At 49.4% G+C, this 16,209-nt stretch carries 13 protein-coding genes; 8 read left to right on the forward strand and 5 right to left on the reverse strand.

Going from position 1 to position 16,209, the window contains the following annotated elements; all coding sequences use genetic code 11:
* Positions 1 to 107: 107 nt before the first annotated feature.
* Complete coding sequence (gene dnaK / locus C2M29_RS06970) at positions 108 to 2,024, reverse strand: molecular chaperone DnaK (protein WP_105189067.1); 1,917 nt, start codon at positions 2,022 to 2,024, stop codon at positions 108 to 110.
* A 185-nt stretch (positions 2,025 to 2,209) separates the two neighbouring features.
* Here dnaK and C2M29_RS06975 point away from each other — a divergent pair, with 185 nt between their 5' ends.
* The 4 genes from C2M29_RS06975 to C2M29_RS06990 all read left to right on the forward strand — a co-directional run bounded on the left by C2M29_RS06975 (position 2,210) and on the right by C2M29_RS06990 (position 6,755).
* On the forward strand, positions 2,210 to 3,001 hold the full coding sequence (locus C2M29_RS06975; RefSeq protein ID WP_105189068.1) for a thioesterase family protein: 792 nt from the start codon (positions 2,210 to 2,212) through the stop codon (positions 2,999 to 3,001).
* 241 nt (positions 3,002 to 3,242) lie between these two features.
* Complete coding sequence (locus tag C2M29_RS06980; protein WP_105189069.1) at positions 3,243 to 4,469, forward strand: PqiA/YebS family transporter subunit; 1,227 nt, start codon at positions 3,243 to 3,245, stop codon at positions 4,467 to 4,469.
* Positions 4,462 to 6,120 carry an intermembrane transport protein PqiB gene (pqiB, locus tag C2M29_RS06985; protein WP_105189070.1) on the forward strand — a complete coding sequence of 553 codons (1,659 nt, stop codon included), beginning with the start codon at positions 4,462 to 4,464 and terminating at the stop codon, positions 6,118 to 6,120. Before C2M29_RS06980 ends, pqiB begins: the two co-directional genes overlap by 8 nt.
* Positions 6,120 to 6,755 (forward strand): PqiC family protein, encoded by a 636-nt coding sequence (locus C2M29_RS06990; RefSeq protein ID WP_105189071.1) that lies wholly within the window; start codon positions 6,120 to 6,122, stop codon positions 6,753 to 6,755. Before pqiB ends, C2M29_RS06990 begins: the two co-directional genes overlap by 1 nt.
* A gap of 112 nt (positions 6,756 to 6,867) precedes the next feature.
* Here C2M29_RS06990 and C2M29_RS06995 read toward each other — a convergent pair whose 3' ends face one another.
* The gene (locus C2M29_RS06995) at positions 6,868 to 9,744 is read right to left on the reverse strand and encodes an insulinase family protein (protein ID WP_105189072.1); all 2,877 of its coding nucleotides are present in this window, start codon (positions 9,742 to 9,744) and stop codon (positions 6,868 to 6,870) included.
* A 186-nt stretch (positions 9,745 to 9,930) separates the two neighbouring features.
* Between C2M29_RS06995 and C2M29_RS07000 the strand changes: the two genes are divergently transcribed.
* Positions 9,931 to 10,344 carry an MAPEG family protein gene (locus C2M29_RS07000; RefSeq protein ID WP_199774867.1) on the forward strand — a complete coding sequence of 138 codons (414 nt, stop codon included), beginning with the start codon at positions 9,931 to 9,933 and terminating at the stop codon, positions 10,342 to 10,344.
* A 6-nt stretch (positions 10,345 to 10,350) separates the two neighbouring features.
* On the opposite strand, the gene C2M29_RS07005 is transcribed toward C2M29_RS07000, so the two are convergent.
* Entirely contained in the window at positions 10,351 to 11,100 is a 750-nt protein-coding gene (locus C2M29_RS07005) for a peptidylprolyl isomerase (protein ID WP_105189073.1), read from the reverse strand.
* A 236-nt stretch (positions 11,101 to 11,336) separates the two neighbouring features.
* Between C2M29_RS07005 and C2M29_RS07010 the strand changes: the two genes are divergently transcribed.
* Both C2M29_RS07010 and ushA read left to right on the forward strand, forming a co-directional pair.
* On the forward strand, positions 11,337 to 11,522 hold the full coding sequence (locus C2M29_RS07010) for a hypothetical protein (RefSeq protein ID WP_105189074.1): 186 nt from the start codon (positions 11,337 to 11,339) through the stop codon (positions 11,520 to 11,522).
* A gap of 133 nt (positions 11,523 to 11,655) precedes the next feature.
* Positions 11,656 to 13,275 carry a bifunctional UDP-sugar hydrolase/5'-nucleotidase UshA gene (gene ushA / locus C2M29_RS07015; RefSeq protein ID WP_105189075.1) on the forward strand — a complete coding sequence of 540 codons (1,620 nt, stop codon included), beginning with the start codon at positions 11,656 to 11,658 and terminating at the stop codon, positions 13,273 to 13,275.
* On the opposite strand, the gene C2M29_RS07020 is transcribed toward ushA, so the two are convergent.
* Both C2M29_RS07020 and C2M29_RS07025 read right to left on the reverse strand, forming a co-directional pair.
* Positions 13,262 to 14,251: a hypothetical protein gene (locus C2M29_RS07020; RefSeq protein WP_105189076.1), complete on the reverse strand. Its 990-nt coding sequence runs from the start codon at positions 14,249 to 14,251 to the stop codon at positions 13,262 to 13,264. The genes ushA and C2M29_RS07020 overlap by 14 nt on opposite strands.
* Positions 14,248 to 15,138, reverse strand: a complete 891-nt coding sequence (locus C2M29_RS07025; RefSeq protein ID WP_233998373.1) for a phosphate/phosphite/phosphonate ABC transporter substrate-binding protein — start codon at positions 15,136 to 15,138, stop codon at positions 14,248 to 14,250. Before C2M29_RS07025 ends, C2M29_RS07020 begins: the two co-directional genes overlap by 4 nt.
* A 208-nt stretch (positions 15,139 to 15,346) precedes the next feature.
* On the opposite strand from C2M29_RS07025, the gene C2M29_RS07030 reads away from it, so the two are divergent.
* Positions 15,347 to 16,189 (forward strand): S1/P1 nuclease, encoded by an 843-nt coding sequence (locus tag C2M29_RS07030; protein ID WP_105189077.1) that lies wholly within the window; start codon positions 15,347 to 15,349, stop codon positions 16,187 to 16,189.
* The last annotated feature ends 20 nt before the right edge of the window (positions 16,190 to 16,209 follow it).

Below are 16,209 nucleotides of genomic sequence, written 5' to 3' on the forward strand. Positions count from 1 at the left end.
TTCGAAACTGGGTAACACCGCGCATGGGTGTGCCAATTTCCTAAATTCTACATACACTAAGGGCGCGTCAAGCGAATTCGCCAGCGCGCCCCCTTGTGAGCTGTGAATTACTTGTCGTCTTTCACTTCTTCAAACTCAGCGTCAACAACGTCGTCGTCTTGCTTAGCTTGTTGCTGGCTGCCTGCATCGGCGCCACCTTGCTGTTGGGCTTTCGCTTGTGCGATTTCCATTAGCTTCTGTGACTTTTCAATCAGGGCTTGAGTTTTCGCATCGATTTCTTCTTTGCTTTCACCCTTAATTGCTGTTTCTAGCTCAGCAACGGCCGCTTCGATTGCTTCTTTATCTTCTGCAGGTAATGCGTCACCGGCTTCTTCGATTTGCTTACGCGTACCGTGAACCATGGCATCGGCCTGGTTACGAGCAGTTACAAGCTCTTCGAACTTTTTATCCGCTTCGGCATTCGCTTCGGCGTCACGTACCATTTTTTCTACTTCTTCGTCGCTTAGACCTGAAGAAGCCTGGATAGTGATCTTCTGCTCTTTACCTGTGTCCTTGTCTTTCGCAGACACGTGTAGGATACCATCGGCGTCAACATCGAATGTAACTTCGATTTGTGGTTCACCACGGCGCGCCGCACGAATACCTTCAAGGTTGAACTGACCCAGTGACTTGTTGTCGGCCGAACGCTTACGCTCACCCTGTAACACGTGGATAGTTACTGCATTTTGGTTATCTTCAGCAGTCGAGAATGTTTGCGACTTCTTCGTTGGAATCGTCGTGTTTTTCTCGATTAGCGTGGTCATAACCTGACCCATGGTCTCGATACCTAGAGACAGTGGGATAACGTCTAGTAGTAGTACGTCTTTAACGTCACCGGCTAGTACGCCACCTTGTACCGCAGCACCTACAGCAACCGCTTCGTCAGGGTTCACGTCTTTACGTGGCTCTTTACCGAAGAACTCAGCAACTGTCTTCTGTACCAGAGGCATACGTGTTTGACCACCTACCAGGATGATGTCGTTTACGTCGCCTACAGATAGGTCTGCATCGGCCAATGCTTTCTTAAGTGGCTCGATAGACTTAGTAACCAGGTCTTCTACCAGTGACTCAAGTTTCGCACGAGTCAGTTTCACGTTCATGTGCTTAGGACCTGATGCGTCTGCTGTAACGTACGGCAGGTTCACTTCAGTTTGCTGTGCACTTGAAAGCTCAATTTTAGCTTTTTCGGCTGCTTCTTTAACACGCTGCATGGCTAGCGGGTCGGTACGCAGGTCGATGCCTTGCTCTTTTTTGAACTCGTCAACCAGGTAGTTAATAACACGGTTATCGAAGTCTTCACCACCTAGGTGTGTATCACCATTGGTCGCTAGTACTTCAAAGGTGTGCTCGCCTTCTACTTCGTCAATCTCGATGATTGAGATATCGAAGGTACCACCACCTAGGTCATATACTGCAACTACGTTGTCACCTTGTTTACGGTCCATGCCGTAAGCAAGTGCCGCGGCCGTTGGCTCGTTGATAATACGTTTAACATCAAGACCAGCAATACGACCCGCATCTTTAGTTGCTTGACGCTGTGAGTCGTTGAAGTAGGCAGGAACCGTGATTACCGCACCCGTTACTTCTTCACCAAGGTAATCCTCGGCGGTCTTTTTCATCTTTTTCAGTACTTCGGCTGAAATTTGAGGTGCAGCGCGTTTTTCGCCCTTCACTTCTACCCATGCGTCGCCATTGTCTGCTTTAACAATTTTGAACGGCATGATACCGATATCACGTTGTACTTCCTCGTCTTCAAAACGACGACCGATAAGACGTTTGATCGCAAATACTGTGTTTGTAGGGTTTGTTACCGCCTGACGTTTCGCCGGCTGACCTACTAGCGTTTCACCGTCTTCGGTAAACGCAATGATAGAAGGGGTAGTGCGATCGCCCTCGGCGTTTTCAATTACGCGCGGCTTGTCGCCATCTAGTACTGCAACACAAGAGTTAGTAGTACCTAAGTCGATTCCAATAATCTTACCCATGAATCTTCTCCAACTTCAAAAATCTGTTTAACTGTTTGATGCTTACTAAATAGGGGTCAGTTTTGCTAATTCAAGCGTGAACCATAAAAAAAATTCGTTTTTTTGAAATTTTTTTCACTTTGGCCACTCTACAAACAAGGTTTACGCGTTAAACTGGTCGGACAAGAACGAAAAGGAATCACATTATGACTTTTGATCAGCTTATGGCCTTGGTCAGTGAAAAAGACACGCAAACCCTGCAATTCCCCGAGTCATGGACGCAAGGTCGCACCGCCTTTGGCGGGCTTTCCTGTGCCTTTGCCTTACAGTCCATGCTGCTACATTGCCATGACGAGCGTACCCTGCGCTCATTCAGCGCCCAATTTGTCGGCCCTCTCGCTCCTGATGAGCCCTTTACCTTGTCTTTTAACTTGCTCCGCGAGGGCAAGAATTCAAGTCAATATGCGGCCACCATTACACAAGATAATCACGTATGTTTAACCGTGCAGGGCCTTTTTGCTAAAGACAGGCATTCCGTGGTCGAGGTGCCTTATGCGCGGATGCAGGGAAAACCAACGCCGAACGCCGAGAATTGCCTGCCCTTTGTGCAGGGTGTGATGCCAAACTTCTTCCAATATGTGGATCTAAACCTAGTTAGCGGTGGAATGCCCTACAGCGGTAGCACCAGTACGAATTTGAGCGGCTGGATGCGCTTTAAGGCACAGACACACAATTACAATTGGACCCACCTGATCGCCCTGATCGACAGCTGGCCGCCCTCACAATTGCAGGTCTTCCCGGTCCCAGCACCGGCCAGCAGCATGAGCTGGCATGTAGAGTGCCTGCATTTACCCGAGCTTGGCACCGAGCAATGGGTGGGGGTGGATATTACCACCACCGCGGCCCATAACGGCTATGCCTACGAAGACGCCACCTTATACACAGAGTCTGGTGATGTGATTGCTCAGAGTAAGCAAACCGTCGCCTTGTTTGCGTAGACAAGATACACCCATAAGCGAGTCGGTGCTTTGCATCGACCTGCTATTTTCGGATCCACAATGGGCACAACCACCCTCTCGCCTTATTTTTATCCACTCACACATCAGGTCCAACGCCGAGCATTTTTATCATTGCCAGTCACCACTTAGCGGCATTTACGTAACAATAAGTTACTAGGATTAAGAAGCTAAAACGGCTATTCTTAACGGATACGTGGTAATTTATCATTTTCGGGAAATCATGCGTCTAGCCTGCTCACATTGTGATTTCATTGTTGATGTTCCTGACTTGGAACCAGGGCAAGTCGCCAAATGCCCGCATTGCCGCAGCCAAATTAATCTGCGCACCGAAAATAACGACTCCCAGGTTGTCGCCTTAAGCCTGAGCGCCATCATGCTGTTACTCAGCTCGGTGTTTTATCCCTTTATTTCATTTTCCAGTAACGGTCTGACACAAACCATCACCTTACCCGACGCGGGGCGCATGCTATTTAACTACGACAGTACCCTGCTTGGGGTATTTATCGATATCAGCATTATTATCCTGCCACTACTTATGTTGTTGTTACTGGTACCACTGCATATGGGCTTGCTGCGCAGCCTGCCTAAACAGTGGGGGCGACGCATTTTAAAGCTGACCATGGCGCTGGAATTATGGGTAATGTCGGAAATTTTTCTTGTGGGCGTGTTGATCAGCATGGTCAAAATTATGAGCCTCGCCGATGTGTCCTTCGGGCAAAGCTTTTGGGCCTATGTGGGTTTTGTTATCTGTTATATCGCCACCTTGAGCCGAGTTAACAATGAGCGTCTGTGGCAGCAAATAAGCCCCTATCAGGAACTCCCCGTGAGCAGCGGTATTCGCGCCATCGATGCGCAATTACGGGCCTGCCATGTCTGTCACCAGTTAACCCCTGAAAAACAGTGTCCCCGATGTCACAGCGTCACGCACTTTCGCAACATGAAAGGACTGCAAAAGGCTGCGGCTTGGCTGCTGACCTCGGTACTGCTGTATATTCCGGCCAATGCCTTACCCATTATGTACACCACGACTTTAGGCTCCAAGGAGCCGTCCACCCTGATCGGCGGCGTCATTTTATTATGGGAGCTGGGCTCTTATCCCATAGCAACCATTATCTTTTTAGCCAGCGTCGTGGTGCCCTTAGCTAAAGCCCTCGTGTTAGCGACCCTGTGTGTACTCGTCTATCGCCAGGTGGGTAGCCGCTCGAGCACCTATACCCGCCTTTACCAGGTTACCGAGTTTATTGGCAAATGGTCGATGATCGATGTATTTGTGGTCGCCCTTTTGGTGGCCTTGGTCCAGCTAGGAAACCTCATGTCTGTGGAGCCGGGATTCGGCGCCATGTGTTTTGGAGCTATGGTGATCTGTCAAATGCTCGCCGCTCATTCATTCGACCCAAGATTAATTTGGGATCCCCCTGAACAGGTAAAGGGAGTGGTTAATGACTAAACCTGCATACATACAAGCTGCGGCAAGAATTTCACCCATTTGGTTGATCCCCCTGCTGGCGCTGTTTGTCGGTGCATGGATGTTGCTTGAATATCAATTAGATAAAGGGCAAACCATCTATATAAAAATGGCTCATGCCGATGGCATTATCGCCGGTAAAACGGAAATCAAGGTACGCAGTGTAAAAATAGGTACGGTCGATGCAATTCGCCTGGCCAACTCCCGCGACCATGTCATAGTGCGTGCCCAAATCGATAAGCACTACGACTCCTTGCTGAGCGAAGATGCCAAAATGTGGGTGGTGAAACCCCGTATCGATGAAACCGGCGTCACTGGGTTTAGCACCCTGCTCTCGGGTGTGTATATCGAATTTGCCCCCGGTGAAAGCGACAAACTGGTCAATCGCTTTGACCTGTTAGAGGAGCCGGCCCTGATTGGCAACGATGTAAAAGGTGCCCGCTATAAGCTCTCCAGCCGTAACGCCGAGGTACTTGATGTGGGTACCGGCGTCTACTTTAAAGGTTACCTCATCGGCCAAATTGAAACTGCCCAATTTGACTGGGATCAGCAACTGATGCGCTATGGCGTGTTTATCAATGCTCCTTACGAAAACCTGGTTACCCTTAATACGATTTTTTGGGTGCAATCTGGCCTTGAGGTAAACCTGGACGCGGACGGTATCAGTATAAAAACCGGTTCACTGTCAAAGTTACTCAAAGGCGGCATCTCTTTAGGTATCCCCGAGGACAACTCGCCAGGGCCCGTGGTTAAGGAGGGCCATACCTTCAGCCTCAGTGAGAGTTACAGCGCCGCATTAGAGCAACGTTTTTACGATTTTGACCACTACCTGATCCAATTTGAGCAGTCGATCCGCGGCCTGCGCGAAGGTGCGCCGGTGGAATACCGGGGCATGCGTATCGGCACCGTAGAGCAGGTGCCTGCCGAGGTGCTTATCGATGGAGCACCAGCCCACTTCGGTGATACCAGCAGCGCCGTGCCGGTGCTGGTACGCATTGAGTATGGCCGTCTCTATCGTGATACTCAACAAGCAAGGGAATATTGGCAATCCCGCGTCGACGGCTGGCTGGCCGAGGGCCTACGAGCCTCGCTCAAGCCAGGCAACCTGTTAACCGGGGCCGTTTATGTGGATTTAGATATGTACCCGGACGCCGAGCCGGCGGTGCTTACTCAACGCGGTGAATACACCGTTTTCCCAAGCACATCGAGCGGCATTTCCGCCTTGGCAAACCAGCTAAACGATGTACTCAACAAGGTGAAAAACCTTAAGGTCGAGCAAAGCCTGTCCCAGTTTGAGCAAACCATGGCGAATTATGAAGCCCTGGCCGCGGATATGCGCACCTTTATTAATGAACCTGCGACTCGCGCCCTGCCCGGCGATATCAGCAAGGACATGGCCGACATCAGTCAGAGTATGCGCCAGTTTGAGCAAAGCATGGAGCAATTCGAAATCACCATGGCCAGCTTCCAAACTGGTTCGGGTATGTATCAAGAATTGCAAAGCACATTACAGCAGGTGCAACGTCTGATGGACGAGTTACAACCCCTGTCCCGAGGTCTGAACGAACAGCCAAATATGTTGATTTTCGATAAGGAGCTGCCCGTCGACCCCACCCCAAGGAGCAAAGATTAATGTCGCGATTACTTTCATTATTGGCTGCCTGCGCCCTGCTTGGTGCGTGTTCAAGTAGCAGCACAAGTTTGCACCATTATCAGTTGCAAGGCGCCAACCAAAATAAGGACGCGAACCAACAAGCCCTATTTAGCCGTGACCACCTGCAAAGTGAACACCTGTTGCGTCTAAGCCCCATTGCGGTACGCGGTACCCTGAATAATCGCGCCATGGTACTTAAACGCTCCGAGCATCAGGTCTACAGCGCCAACTATCATTTTTGGGCTGATGCCCCAGCGCATTTGCTGGTAACCATGGCGCAATCGCAGTTGATGCAACAGCTGGATAAGGTGATGGTGGTCAAAGGGGCGGATGTATATGCGGAGCAGTTGCAGGCCTCATTTTTCCAACTCGATGTCAATATTGAGCAATTTAATGGTGGCCTGAATAACGACGCCGAAATAGCGGGCACCTGGCGACTGTCTAAGGTGGATGCCAAGGGAAAACTGCATGTATTGAAGATTGCCCGCTTTTACCATAGCCAAGCCCTTGCCAAGGATGGATACGAAGCTCTCGCCAAGGCCTTAAGTCAGGCCTGGCAACAGGCATTGACCGAGATGAGCACCGACATTAATGCTCTTATCTCAAACGCCTAAGGGGTAAGATTAATTAGCTGCCATCCGATTAAGAATGAACTCTTATCGGCCTTGCGCTGGACTGATTCAAGTGAAAATAAAAAGGCTCCCAAGGGAGCCTTTTTTTATCAGCTTATTGCCAGCTTACGGTGCGGTGGAAGTCGGCCACCGACTCTATTTTTGTTTGCTTAGGCAAGTCGGCAAACGGCTTATCGGCAAACTTGGAACCACGTAACTGCACGTTTAAGCGCGCAGCTTCTGGATTCATCATGGTCTGCTGATAGAAGTCCTGCATGTCTTTAAGCGTGAGTGCCTCGACGGCGGCCAACAACTTGGCACGGCTGTCGAAATCAAAGCGCTCACGATACCAATCCGGCATCAAACGACCTAGCTCATCGGTCAGATTCTTCGGCTTTTCTTTTAGCGCCACTAAAGAGGCATTCTTTAACTGGGCAAAGGTGGCTTCGTCGAGCTCAGATAGCACCTTGGCATATTGCACCTTGAATTCATCGAAGCGTGCCTGCATTGCTTTAGCGTCCTTCACCGGTGTTTGTATATATAAACCGATACCGGCATAGTCTTCCAGCGGTCGAGCGGTGGCACCAACGGCATAAGCTAATTGCTCTTCGGTACGCAACTTATCAAATGCCACGGTACGGAAATGGCCCTGCAATACAGCGGCGGCGGCTTTTTGCGCGTAGCCCGATTGCGGGTGATAAACCATATCGATAATGGCCACATCGGCAACCTCTATGTCTTTTTGCACCACATAGGTCTCACCGGCCTTAGGCTGCCAGGTTTTAGAACGCGTGTAGGCGGTGTCTTTTTGTTGCTCAGGCAAGGCCTTGGCAATGCTTTGAGCGATCGCCGCAACGCTGTTTTTATCATAGTTACCAAAGGCAAATACACGAACATTATTGCGGCTTAACACCTCATCCATCAGGGCGTTGAGATCCTCAACACTAACGCTGTTGGCGGTGGCGATAAGTTGCTCTGTATCATGGCTGCCGGAGCGCACTAGGTCGGAGTACAGGCCGAAGGCTTGATAGAAAGGGAATTGCTTCTTAGCATTTTGCAGGCTGCGGGTATAACGGTCCACGGCCTGGGCAAAGGCTTGTTGCTCAACATTGATCTTTAAGTTGCCCAATGCCTCGCTCAGTAATACCGGCTGCTTATCGGTAAAACCGCCGACACTCAAGCTAAAGCCATTACCCGGATCCATATTAACGGCCATACCGGCTATCGCGGCCTCTGTCGACAAGGCTGCTTGCGACAGGCTGTATAAGTCGGCCCATAGGCTTAGCAACACACCGGCCTTGATGTCCTGCTGGGCTAGCGGACTATTCACATACACTTCAACAACGCCCTTGGGCTGCTCGGCAAAGTACTGACTCGGTTGTAACCACACCTTGATACCATTTTTATCATAGCTCAGGGTTGGTTTTTGCTCAGCCTGTGCGCTGACAGTTTTAATATCAAAGTTTTCTGGCAATAAGCGGTTTACGCTCGGCAGAGCCAGCGCAAACTGACTTGGTTGCTGCCAACTGGCCTGCTCTTCGGCACTGATGTCCTCAATGCGATATTCACCGTCGTAGAAGTGTAACTTGCTGTCGGTTTGCTCTTCCTTAGACACATACCATACGCGCAGCGTATCGGCATTGAGTTGCTCCAGCACGTCATTAATGGCGCGCTCGTTAAACTCGGCGTAATAATAAGGGGCGTTTATGGCATTATTAAGCGGGTAGTCCTGCATGCTCTGAGTCAGCGCCGACACGTAACTGAATTCGTCACTCTTTTCGAGGAACTGGAACTGGTTATTGAGTGAGGTGCGAATTTCGCTAAAGTACTTGGCATCAACACCATTAGCCTTAATTAGCTCGATATAGCGCATGATGGTGGCAAGAATTTCCTCACGATTTTCCATGCCCGCATCGGTCAGCTCAAGGTTAATGCTCAGCTCGCCGTAGTTACCGTATTTATTGTAGGCATCGGAGGCGCTAAGCTGCGATACCCAGCCCTTGTCACGGAGGATCTGCGCTGGGCTGCCTGGCATTTCATTGCTTAACAGATACGAAACGAAACGGTTTGGTTTGTAGGCAAAATCGTCGCGGTTATTCTCAATAATGAATTCAAGTCTAAGCTGTTTGACGTCCTCGTTTGGCTTGTAATGAACGCGCTTGCCACCGACGTTATCGTAGTTAAGCTCATGGGTTACGCTTGGCTTTTCGATGCCCTTATTTTTAATGTCGGCAAAATACTGCTTGGCCAATTGGCGCATTTCACTCAGGGGACGATTCGAGATCATCGCCACTTTCATAATATTCGACGAATAATAGGTGTTATAGAAATCGACGGTTTCCTGATGCAGTGAGCTGCCTTCTTTGTCGCCCAGGGTTTCCAGGTTACCGATAAGGAAACGGTTGGCCGGGTGCTCACCCATCATTTGGCGGGCAAGCTTAAACTGACCAAAGAAGTCCATTTCGCGGCGCATTGACCACTCGGCATTAACCGCATTTTTCTCTTTATCGGTATATTGCGGGTACAGCTTAGGTGATTTAAAGAAGTCGCTAAAACGGTCCAGAGCTTCGCCGTAGGCGTCATTATTAACCTTAAACATATAGTTGGTGATGTCCAACCAGGTATAGGCATTATGAGCACCGCCATTTTTGGTCATAAAGTCGCTGTAACCCTGGGTGTCAGGGTAACGTTCGGTACCTAGAAACAGCATATGTTCTAAATAATGCGCCATGCCCTGCTGCGTCATGGGGTCGTGCAACAAGCCCACACCAACGCTTAATGCCGCCGCCGACTTTTCGGCGCTTGGGTCGGACACCAGGATCACCTCGATTTCGTTATCAAGTTTGAGGGTCTCATACATGCGCTTATCGTTTGGACTAACAACCAGGGTTTCTGGAACTACTTGCTGAGCGCCCGTAGTCGGCGTCGAAGTGGCACTGCAACCAGCCAATACGGCTAGCGCCAAGGCACTGAGGACAATTGTTTTCTTCATTATGCTGAATCTTATTAGTGAATATTACCGCTCATGATCAAAAATCAAGGTTAAAAATGCAATAAAAAAACACCTAAGTTTGTAACAGATTATGAAAAGGTTGTTTGCTTCTCGGCCATGAAATTGTAATAACTATGCTACACCACTTGGTGTTTTTGCTTATTTCAGACTAAAAGGAGTGTTTTTTTGACCAGCCAGCTTATTTTTGCCCTGTTTGCCCAGGTGCTACTAACTCTGATTGTTATGGTGATCATGGGACGCCGCCGCTTTGCCGCAGCACGCAAAAAACAAATACAGATGCGCCAGTTTGCCACCATGGATCTCGGCAACGCCCCCGAGCAAGTGCAAGTCGCCGGGCGTAACTTTATCAATCAATTTGAAATCCCGGTGTTGTTTTATGTTGCCGTGCTCTGTGCCCTTGCCACCAACCTATCGGGCTACACGTTTGTCGCTTTGGCCTGGTTGTTTGTGGTCACGCGAGTGATCCACAGCGTCATCCACCTGGGTACAAACCACCTGCGCAGCCGCTATTTTACGTTTTTAGCAGGCTGCCTAGTGGTCTTGGCCATGTGGCTGACGCTTGTTTGGCAACTTATTTAGTGGTTTCTAGCGCTTAGTGCGGCGACGTAGCGCCACCAACAAGGCCAGTGGCGCAAACCACCAAGCCGCACCAGAGTCGGAGTCCGGCTCCACTTCGTCGATCAAGGTATTTTCAACCGGGTTCAGATCAATAGCTGAATTTGGATCGTTATCGATAACAATAATGTCGTTGATCATCACTAAGTTGGCACGCACCGCATCGTCGCCCTGGCTACATTGTTCGGCACTGTAGTCCACCATGGGGATCTCGCCACAGGTTTGCAGCGCATTGATGGCCTTGACCACGGTCATGCCCTCACCTATGACCTGACCAAACACGGTGAAACCGCCGTTTTGCAGATCCAGATTGGCGCTGTTGTCGCTTGTATTGAAAAACCACTGGCTGGTCGCGCTATTTACATTGCCGCTACGCTTCGCCATGGCGATGGTACCGGCCACATTGGAATACACCGGCTCATTGATGATGGGTGCTTGGGTTTCAATGACCTCAGCCTGCTCGTCAAAGCTGTAGGCGCCGCCTTGGATAATAAAGTCTTCGACCGAGCGGTGAATGTAGCTCGACTGGTAGTCGCCGCGCTCTACATAACCAAGAAAGTTGGCTACCGTCGTCGGCGTTTGTTGATCAAAAAGGTTTACCTGGAAACTGCCTTGTGAGGTTTGAAACTCAACAATAGTGGCGTGGGCCTGTGTTGCCAAGGTCGCGGCGGCGATTGCCAAGCTGCCCGCCAAGGTGGGTGCAGTAATGGAAGATTTCATAAAAGTTCCTTGTTTATATTTTTTGCCTACCTTAGCGGTAGCAATCTCCTTTCTCCACGACTAACTGAGCACAACAACAAATTGATACCTAAATGTAAAGGCGAGTTACATTTGTCTCCATCGCTTATAACAAAAGGCTATAAAATTTAAATTTATAAAACAAATTGAACTTATCAAAGCCGCTGCAATTGCCTAATATGGTGCGCACGATTTCAGCAACTTGGAGGGCAGTGACCATGAACAACAATAACAATGTCATTTGCGACTTTGGTGTGCATAAAGGCGAATCTTATAAGCAGGTGCCCGCTTGTTTCCTTAATTGGATGATAGGCGTGAATCACCAACAGGCCGACATCGCCAAGGCCGAACTAGCGCGTCGGGAGCAGGCGGTACAACAAAGCGCAAATGCCGTAAATCACTAAACCCAAAAGCGATTGCCTTACACCATCAGGGTAAAAAGCTAGAGTAAATAACCTAATTAGCCATTTGCGCTAATGAAATCTTCATAAAACTGCATTAAGATCGGCGCACAATTTCGTTCAAGGAGAGCGTATCGTGCGCCTTTTGTTTTTATTTTCCGCCTTTTTGCTTGGCGCTTGCACACAATCAGGCAACATGGATGTCGCGCCAAAAGCCCCTATCAACACACAATACCTCACTGTGTTGCATACCAATGACCATCATGGCCGCTTTTGGCCTAATGCCCAGGGCGAATACGGCATGGCCGCCCGTGCCACGCTGTTAACAGAGTTACGCGCCAAAGCAAACGCGCGTAATGATGCGGTGATCCTGCTCTCCGGGGGCGATATCAATACCGGCATACCCGAGTCCGATCTGCAACAGGCCGAGCCGGACTTTAAGGCCATGAGTATGTTGGGCTATGATGCCATGGCCATAGGTAACCATGAGTTCGACAACCCCCTCTCGGTTTTAGAGAAACAACAAAAATGGGCTGATTTTCCGCTCTTAAGTGCCAACATATTAGACAAAGCCGATGGCGTTCATGCCTATCAGCCCTATGTAGTGCTGAATAAGCGGGGGCTCAAAATTGCTGTATTAGGTCTCACCACCACCGACACTGCGAAGATCGCCAACCCGGATTTTATCGGTGCATTCGACTTTATCGACCCTGCCGCAGCGACTAAGGCCATTTTGACCGATATGCAGCGTCAGCAAGCGGATGTGATTATCGCCGTCACCCATATGGGTCATTACACCAATGCCGAGCATGGCATTAATGCTTCTGGCGATGTCACCTTAGCACGACAACTTCCCCCAGGCGCCATTGACATGATCATTGGCGGCCACTCACAAGAGCCTGTGTGTATGCAAGAGGCCAATGTTGCCGTAGAAGATTATCGCCCTGGCATGCCCTGTCGACCGGATCAGCAAAATGGCATCTGGATTATGCAAGCCCACGAGTGGGGTAAGTATGTGGGGGAGGCCCGCTTTGCCATCGACGATGAGCAAATCACGTTACTTAGCTACCAACTTCATCCGGTAAATCTAAAAGATAAGCAAAACCAGTGGGTTGGCAACTATATTGAGCCCGATAAAAACATGGTTAACTTTCTTACTCCCTATCAGGCCAAAGGCCAGAAAAAACTCAGCGTAACCCTGGGGCACTCAGACGTACGCCTTGAAGGTGATCGCAACAAGGTGCGCTTTATGCCCACCAACCTGGCACAATTAGTCACCGAGGCACAAAAACGGCACGTAAACGCCGACTTTGCGGTGATCAGTGGCGGTGGGATTCGTGATTCCATTGCCGCAGGGGAGATTAACTACAAGGACATTCTGCGCGTACATCCGTTTAAGAATCGCATTGGTTACATCGACTTTAACGGCAAAGAAGCATTGGCCTATATTCGCAAGGTGGCGGCCTACCCGGCTGACTCAGGCGCTTATGCTCATTTTAATAACGTCACTGCCATTTGCGACGCCGGTACATTAACGTCGGTGCGTATTAACGGTGAGAAAATTAAGGCAGAAAAGACCTACCGTATGAGCATTAACAGTTATAATGCCGCCGGCGGTGATGGTTATCCAAGATTGAATAACGACCCCCGCTTTGTCGACAGTGGCGATGCGGATGCCAGTATTCTAAGCGCCTATGTGCAACAGCACAGCCCGCTTGAAGCCATTAAGGTGCCCGCAGCTCTTACTTGCCGATAACGTCAAAGGCCGAGACATCATCAATACTAAGCCCATAGTGATGAACCCGTGAACGCGAACCTTCGCCGTGGGCTTTGGGCGGAAAGTAAGCGTCTTTTTGCTCCACGTCCTCGGCGAATACCTCATCTAACGCAGCGCGGATTTCGCTTAAGGTCTTTTCCAGGCTATTGCTGAAGTTTGGCCGCTTACGGATGGTATGGCCCAATTCAATTAGGCGTGAAAAATACTTGTGGGCCAAGTCCAATAGCTCAGCCGGCACGTCTTTATTTTGATTTAGGGTCACCGTCGGGTGCTCAACGGCAAATTCCAGCAGCGCCAGATAGAAACACAGGGGCTTATTTGCCAACGTCACACGTTCGCCATGCTCGCCATAACGAATGCTTTTGTCGGCCAGGTCGAGCAGCAGACTCTTTTTCTCAACTAGGGGCTCGGGCGCTTCCGCCAATATCTGCAACTTCTCTTCCATTGCCTTAAACCAGGGCCAAATGAACAGGGCCGCAAATATGCTAAGCAGCAGCGGTAAGGCGCTCACTCCGCCATACAGTGGCATGGGCGTCAATGAATAGCCAATGGTCAATTCGCCGGCGCCGGGACGCTGCAACAACAGGCGCTGTTGCGCCACCTTACTCGTTATCGTGGTGGTGCCTATTTGTTGCAACTGCAAGGGGTAACCCTGAGCAGTCAAATGAGTATTGAGTTCCTCGATGTAGGCCTTCGTTCGTTCAATATCGGCCGGTACCTCCAATAAAGGGTAGGCCAGACCAATGTGCGTACTGTCTAAGGCGATACGCGTTTTTAACTGAGCTAAAGCTTGTGCCTGACTTTGCTGCCAACTGCCAAGCGCACCTAAATAATAGGCAAGCATGCTGATAATTAAGGTGCCGAGGGCGAACAAGGTGATCGCCTTTTGCGCATTAAAGCTACGATTAGCAAAGCGCCTGCGCAAAAGCGACACCACTAAGCGTCGAGTACTCATAGCCCTGCTCCTATGTATTGGCCGCCGCCTTGTTGGCATTGCCAATAGGGTTTAGCACCGTTGAAGTAGCTGGAGGTGCGTGCTTGTGCCAGGGTCATCAGTGTGGTTTGAATAGCGCAGGCAAGGTCCGGGTTATCCGCCGCTCGTTTAAGATACCAATGGCTACCGCTGATATTACTGCCAATGGCGGTGATGTAGTTCTCGGAAAAACGCTGATGATCCGATTGCTGCCAGTAGGAAGAAATAATATCCAACTCGCCCTGAGCGAGCTTATCACGCAGTGCACTGTGGGAATTAACAAAGGTAATATCCAGACTATCGAGATTTAGGTCCAGGTCCTTAAAGATCTGTTTAGGAATAATGTGCCCCGAGCGACTGGTGGGATAGTCGATAAGACCGATACGCTTATCAAGAAAATACGCCTTGTCTAGCCTCGGCTTTTCATGACTGGCAATAAAATAAGCGGTATAACTGGGGTAACCGATCAACGGCGTATAGCCATAGGTGTTACGAGCATCGAAGGCATGGATCATATTATCCTTGGCCAGAATCAGGTGCGCTAACCCTTTGCCAAGAAAATTAACCTCATATTGAGACGAACCGCTCCAGTAGGCAAAAACTTCGCCGTATTGTTTTGATACCACCTCATTGGCACATAATTGCTGTGCCAGTTCACTCGCCAACGCTTGACTGGGAGCAAACAGAGTTAAGGTGGTTTTATTACCGGCGCTCAGAGTATTACAGCTAAAAGAGGTGGTGAGTACAGATTCTAGCTGAGGCAAACGCACGGCCAATCGATACTGACCGACAAGATAACTAACTAATCCAACTATGGTAATAGTTGTTAATATCAGCGCGCTGTCACGCCAACGTTTTATCGATTGCAACGGACTTTGTAGCTTATTGAAATTAGGTTGCTAACATTTCACCAGTTATTATTACTTATTGCAATAGGTAAATTTATTAGTAGCTCATAACCCATTGTTTTATAATGTTTATTAACAAGTAATTATGAATCCCGTTAAGTCCTTTTTTTTCACTCTAAAAACTCGGAAAATTTAACTCACAGGGCAACTATGCAACTTGATAACAACAATGGATTTACAGCTGATTCGTAGCTCATTTAAAGCCGCTGTCATGGCGATGCTAATGCTGGGCACAACCTTTGGATTTACCTATGGCAACCAAGCGTGGGCCTGGGGTGCAAATGGTCATCGCATTATTGGTGCCATCGCCGAACAACACTTAACCCCTGAGGCCAAAGCTCAGGTGATGGCTATTTTACAAGGACAAAGCCTGGCAAGGGCCAGTACTTGGGCCGACGAAATGCGCTCCGCCCCCGGCCCGTTTTGGCAACGTCAATCATCCCGTTGGCACTATATCAATATCGACTCAGAGCACGAATTTTTAAACACCGAGCATCACGCCCATACCGATAAAACAGATATAAAAGATGCTTACAGCGCCATTCTGTCGGCCATGTCAGCACTTAGCAAAGCAGATACCAGCGCCACCGATAAGCAATTTTATTTGCGTTTTTTGATTCACCTAATTGGCGACATTCATCAGCCCCTGCATGTGGGCCGCAGCGCCGATCGCGGCGGCAACCGCATCAATGTCGAATTTTTCTCGCAAGTGACCAACCTACATCGCCTTTGGGATACACAATTAATCGCGCACCAGCAATTGTCATATTCCGAATACAAAGATTTTATATGCTGTACCCAAAATCAAGTCGCCCAAAATAAAAACGTTGACGTCAAGGGCTGGCTCCTGGAGTCGCATCATCTGGCCAGCAAAATCTATCGCCACAGCGATGAACGCTTGGGCTACGAATATGTCTACCAATACCAAACAATGATGGAACAACAACTACGTCGCGGCGGCTTACGCCTGGCGGCGCTGTTAAATCAGTTATACCAAGGAACCGCGGCCTAGCCGCACAAAAAATAAGTATC

The organism is Pseudoalteromonas sp. T1lg48 (assembly GCF_002964785.1).
Classification (GTDB): Bacteria; Pseudomonadota; Gammaproteobacteria; order Enterobacterales; family Alteromonadaceae; genus Pseudoalteromonas.

Excerpts from the sequence above, each read along its gene's own strand:
- C2M29_RS06980 (WP_105189069.1), top strand. The coding sequence starts at position 3,243 with ATGCGTCTAGCCTGCTCACATTGTGATTTCATTGTTGATGTTCCTGAC.
- C2M29_RS06995 (WP_105189072.1), bottom strand. The coding sequence starts at position 9,744 with ATGAAGAAAACAATTGTCCTCAGTGCCTTGGCGCTAGCCGTATTGGCT.
- C2M29_RS06975 (WP_105189068.1), top strand. The coding sequence starts at position 2,210 with ATGACTTTTGATCAGCTTATGGCCTTGGTCAGTGAAAAAGACACGCAA.
- C2M29_RS07010 (WP_105189074.1), top strand. The coding sequence starts at position 11,337 with ATGAACAACAATAACAATGTCATTTGCGACTTTGGTGTGCATAAAGGC.
- C2M29_RS07020 (WP_105189076.1), bottom strand. The coding sequence starts at position 14,251 with ATGAGTACTCGACGCTTAGTGGTGTCGCTTTTGCGCAGGCGCTTTGCT.
- pqiB (WP_105189070.1), top strand. The coding sequence starts at position 4,462 with ATGACTAAACCTGCATACATACAAGCTGCGGCAAGAATTTCACCCATT.
- dnaK (WP_105189067.1), bottom strand. The coding sequence starts at position 2,024 with ATGGGTAAGATTATTGGAATCGACTTAGGTACTACTAACTCTTGTGTT.
- C2M29_RS06990 (WP_105189071.1), top strand. The coding sequence starts at position 6,120 with ATGTCGCGATTACTTTCATTATTGGCTGCCTGCGCCCTGCTTGGTGCG.
- C2M29_RS07030 (WP_105189077.1), top strand. The coding sequence starts at position 15,347 with ATGGATTTACAGCTGATTCGTAGCTCATTTAAAGCCGCTGTCATGGCG.
- C2M29_RS07005 (WP_105189073.1), bottom strand. The coding sequence starts at position 11,100 with ATGAAATCTTCCATTACTGCACCCACCTTGGCGGGCAGCTTGGCAATC.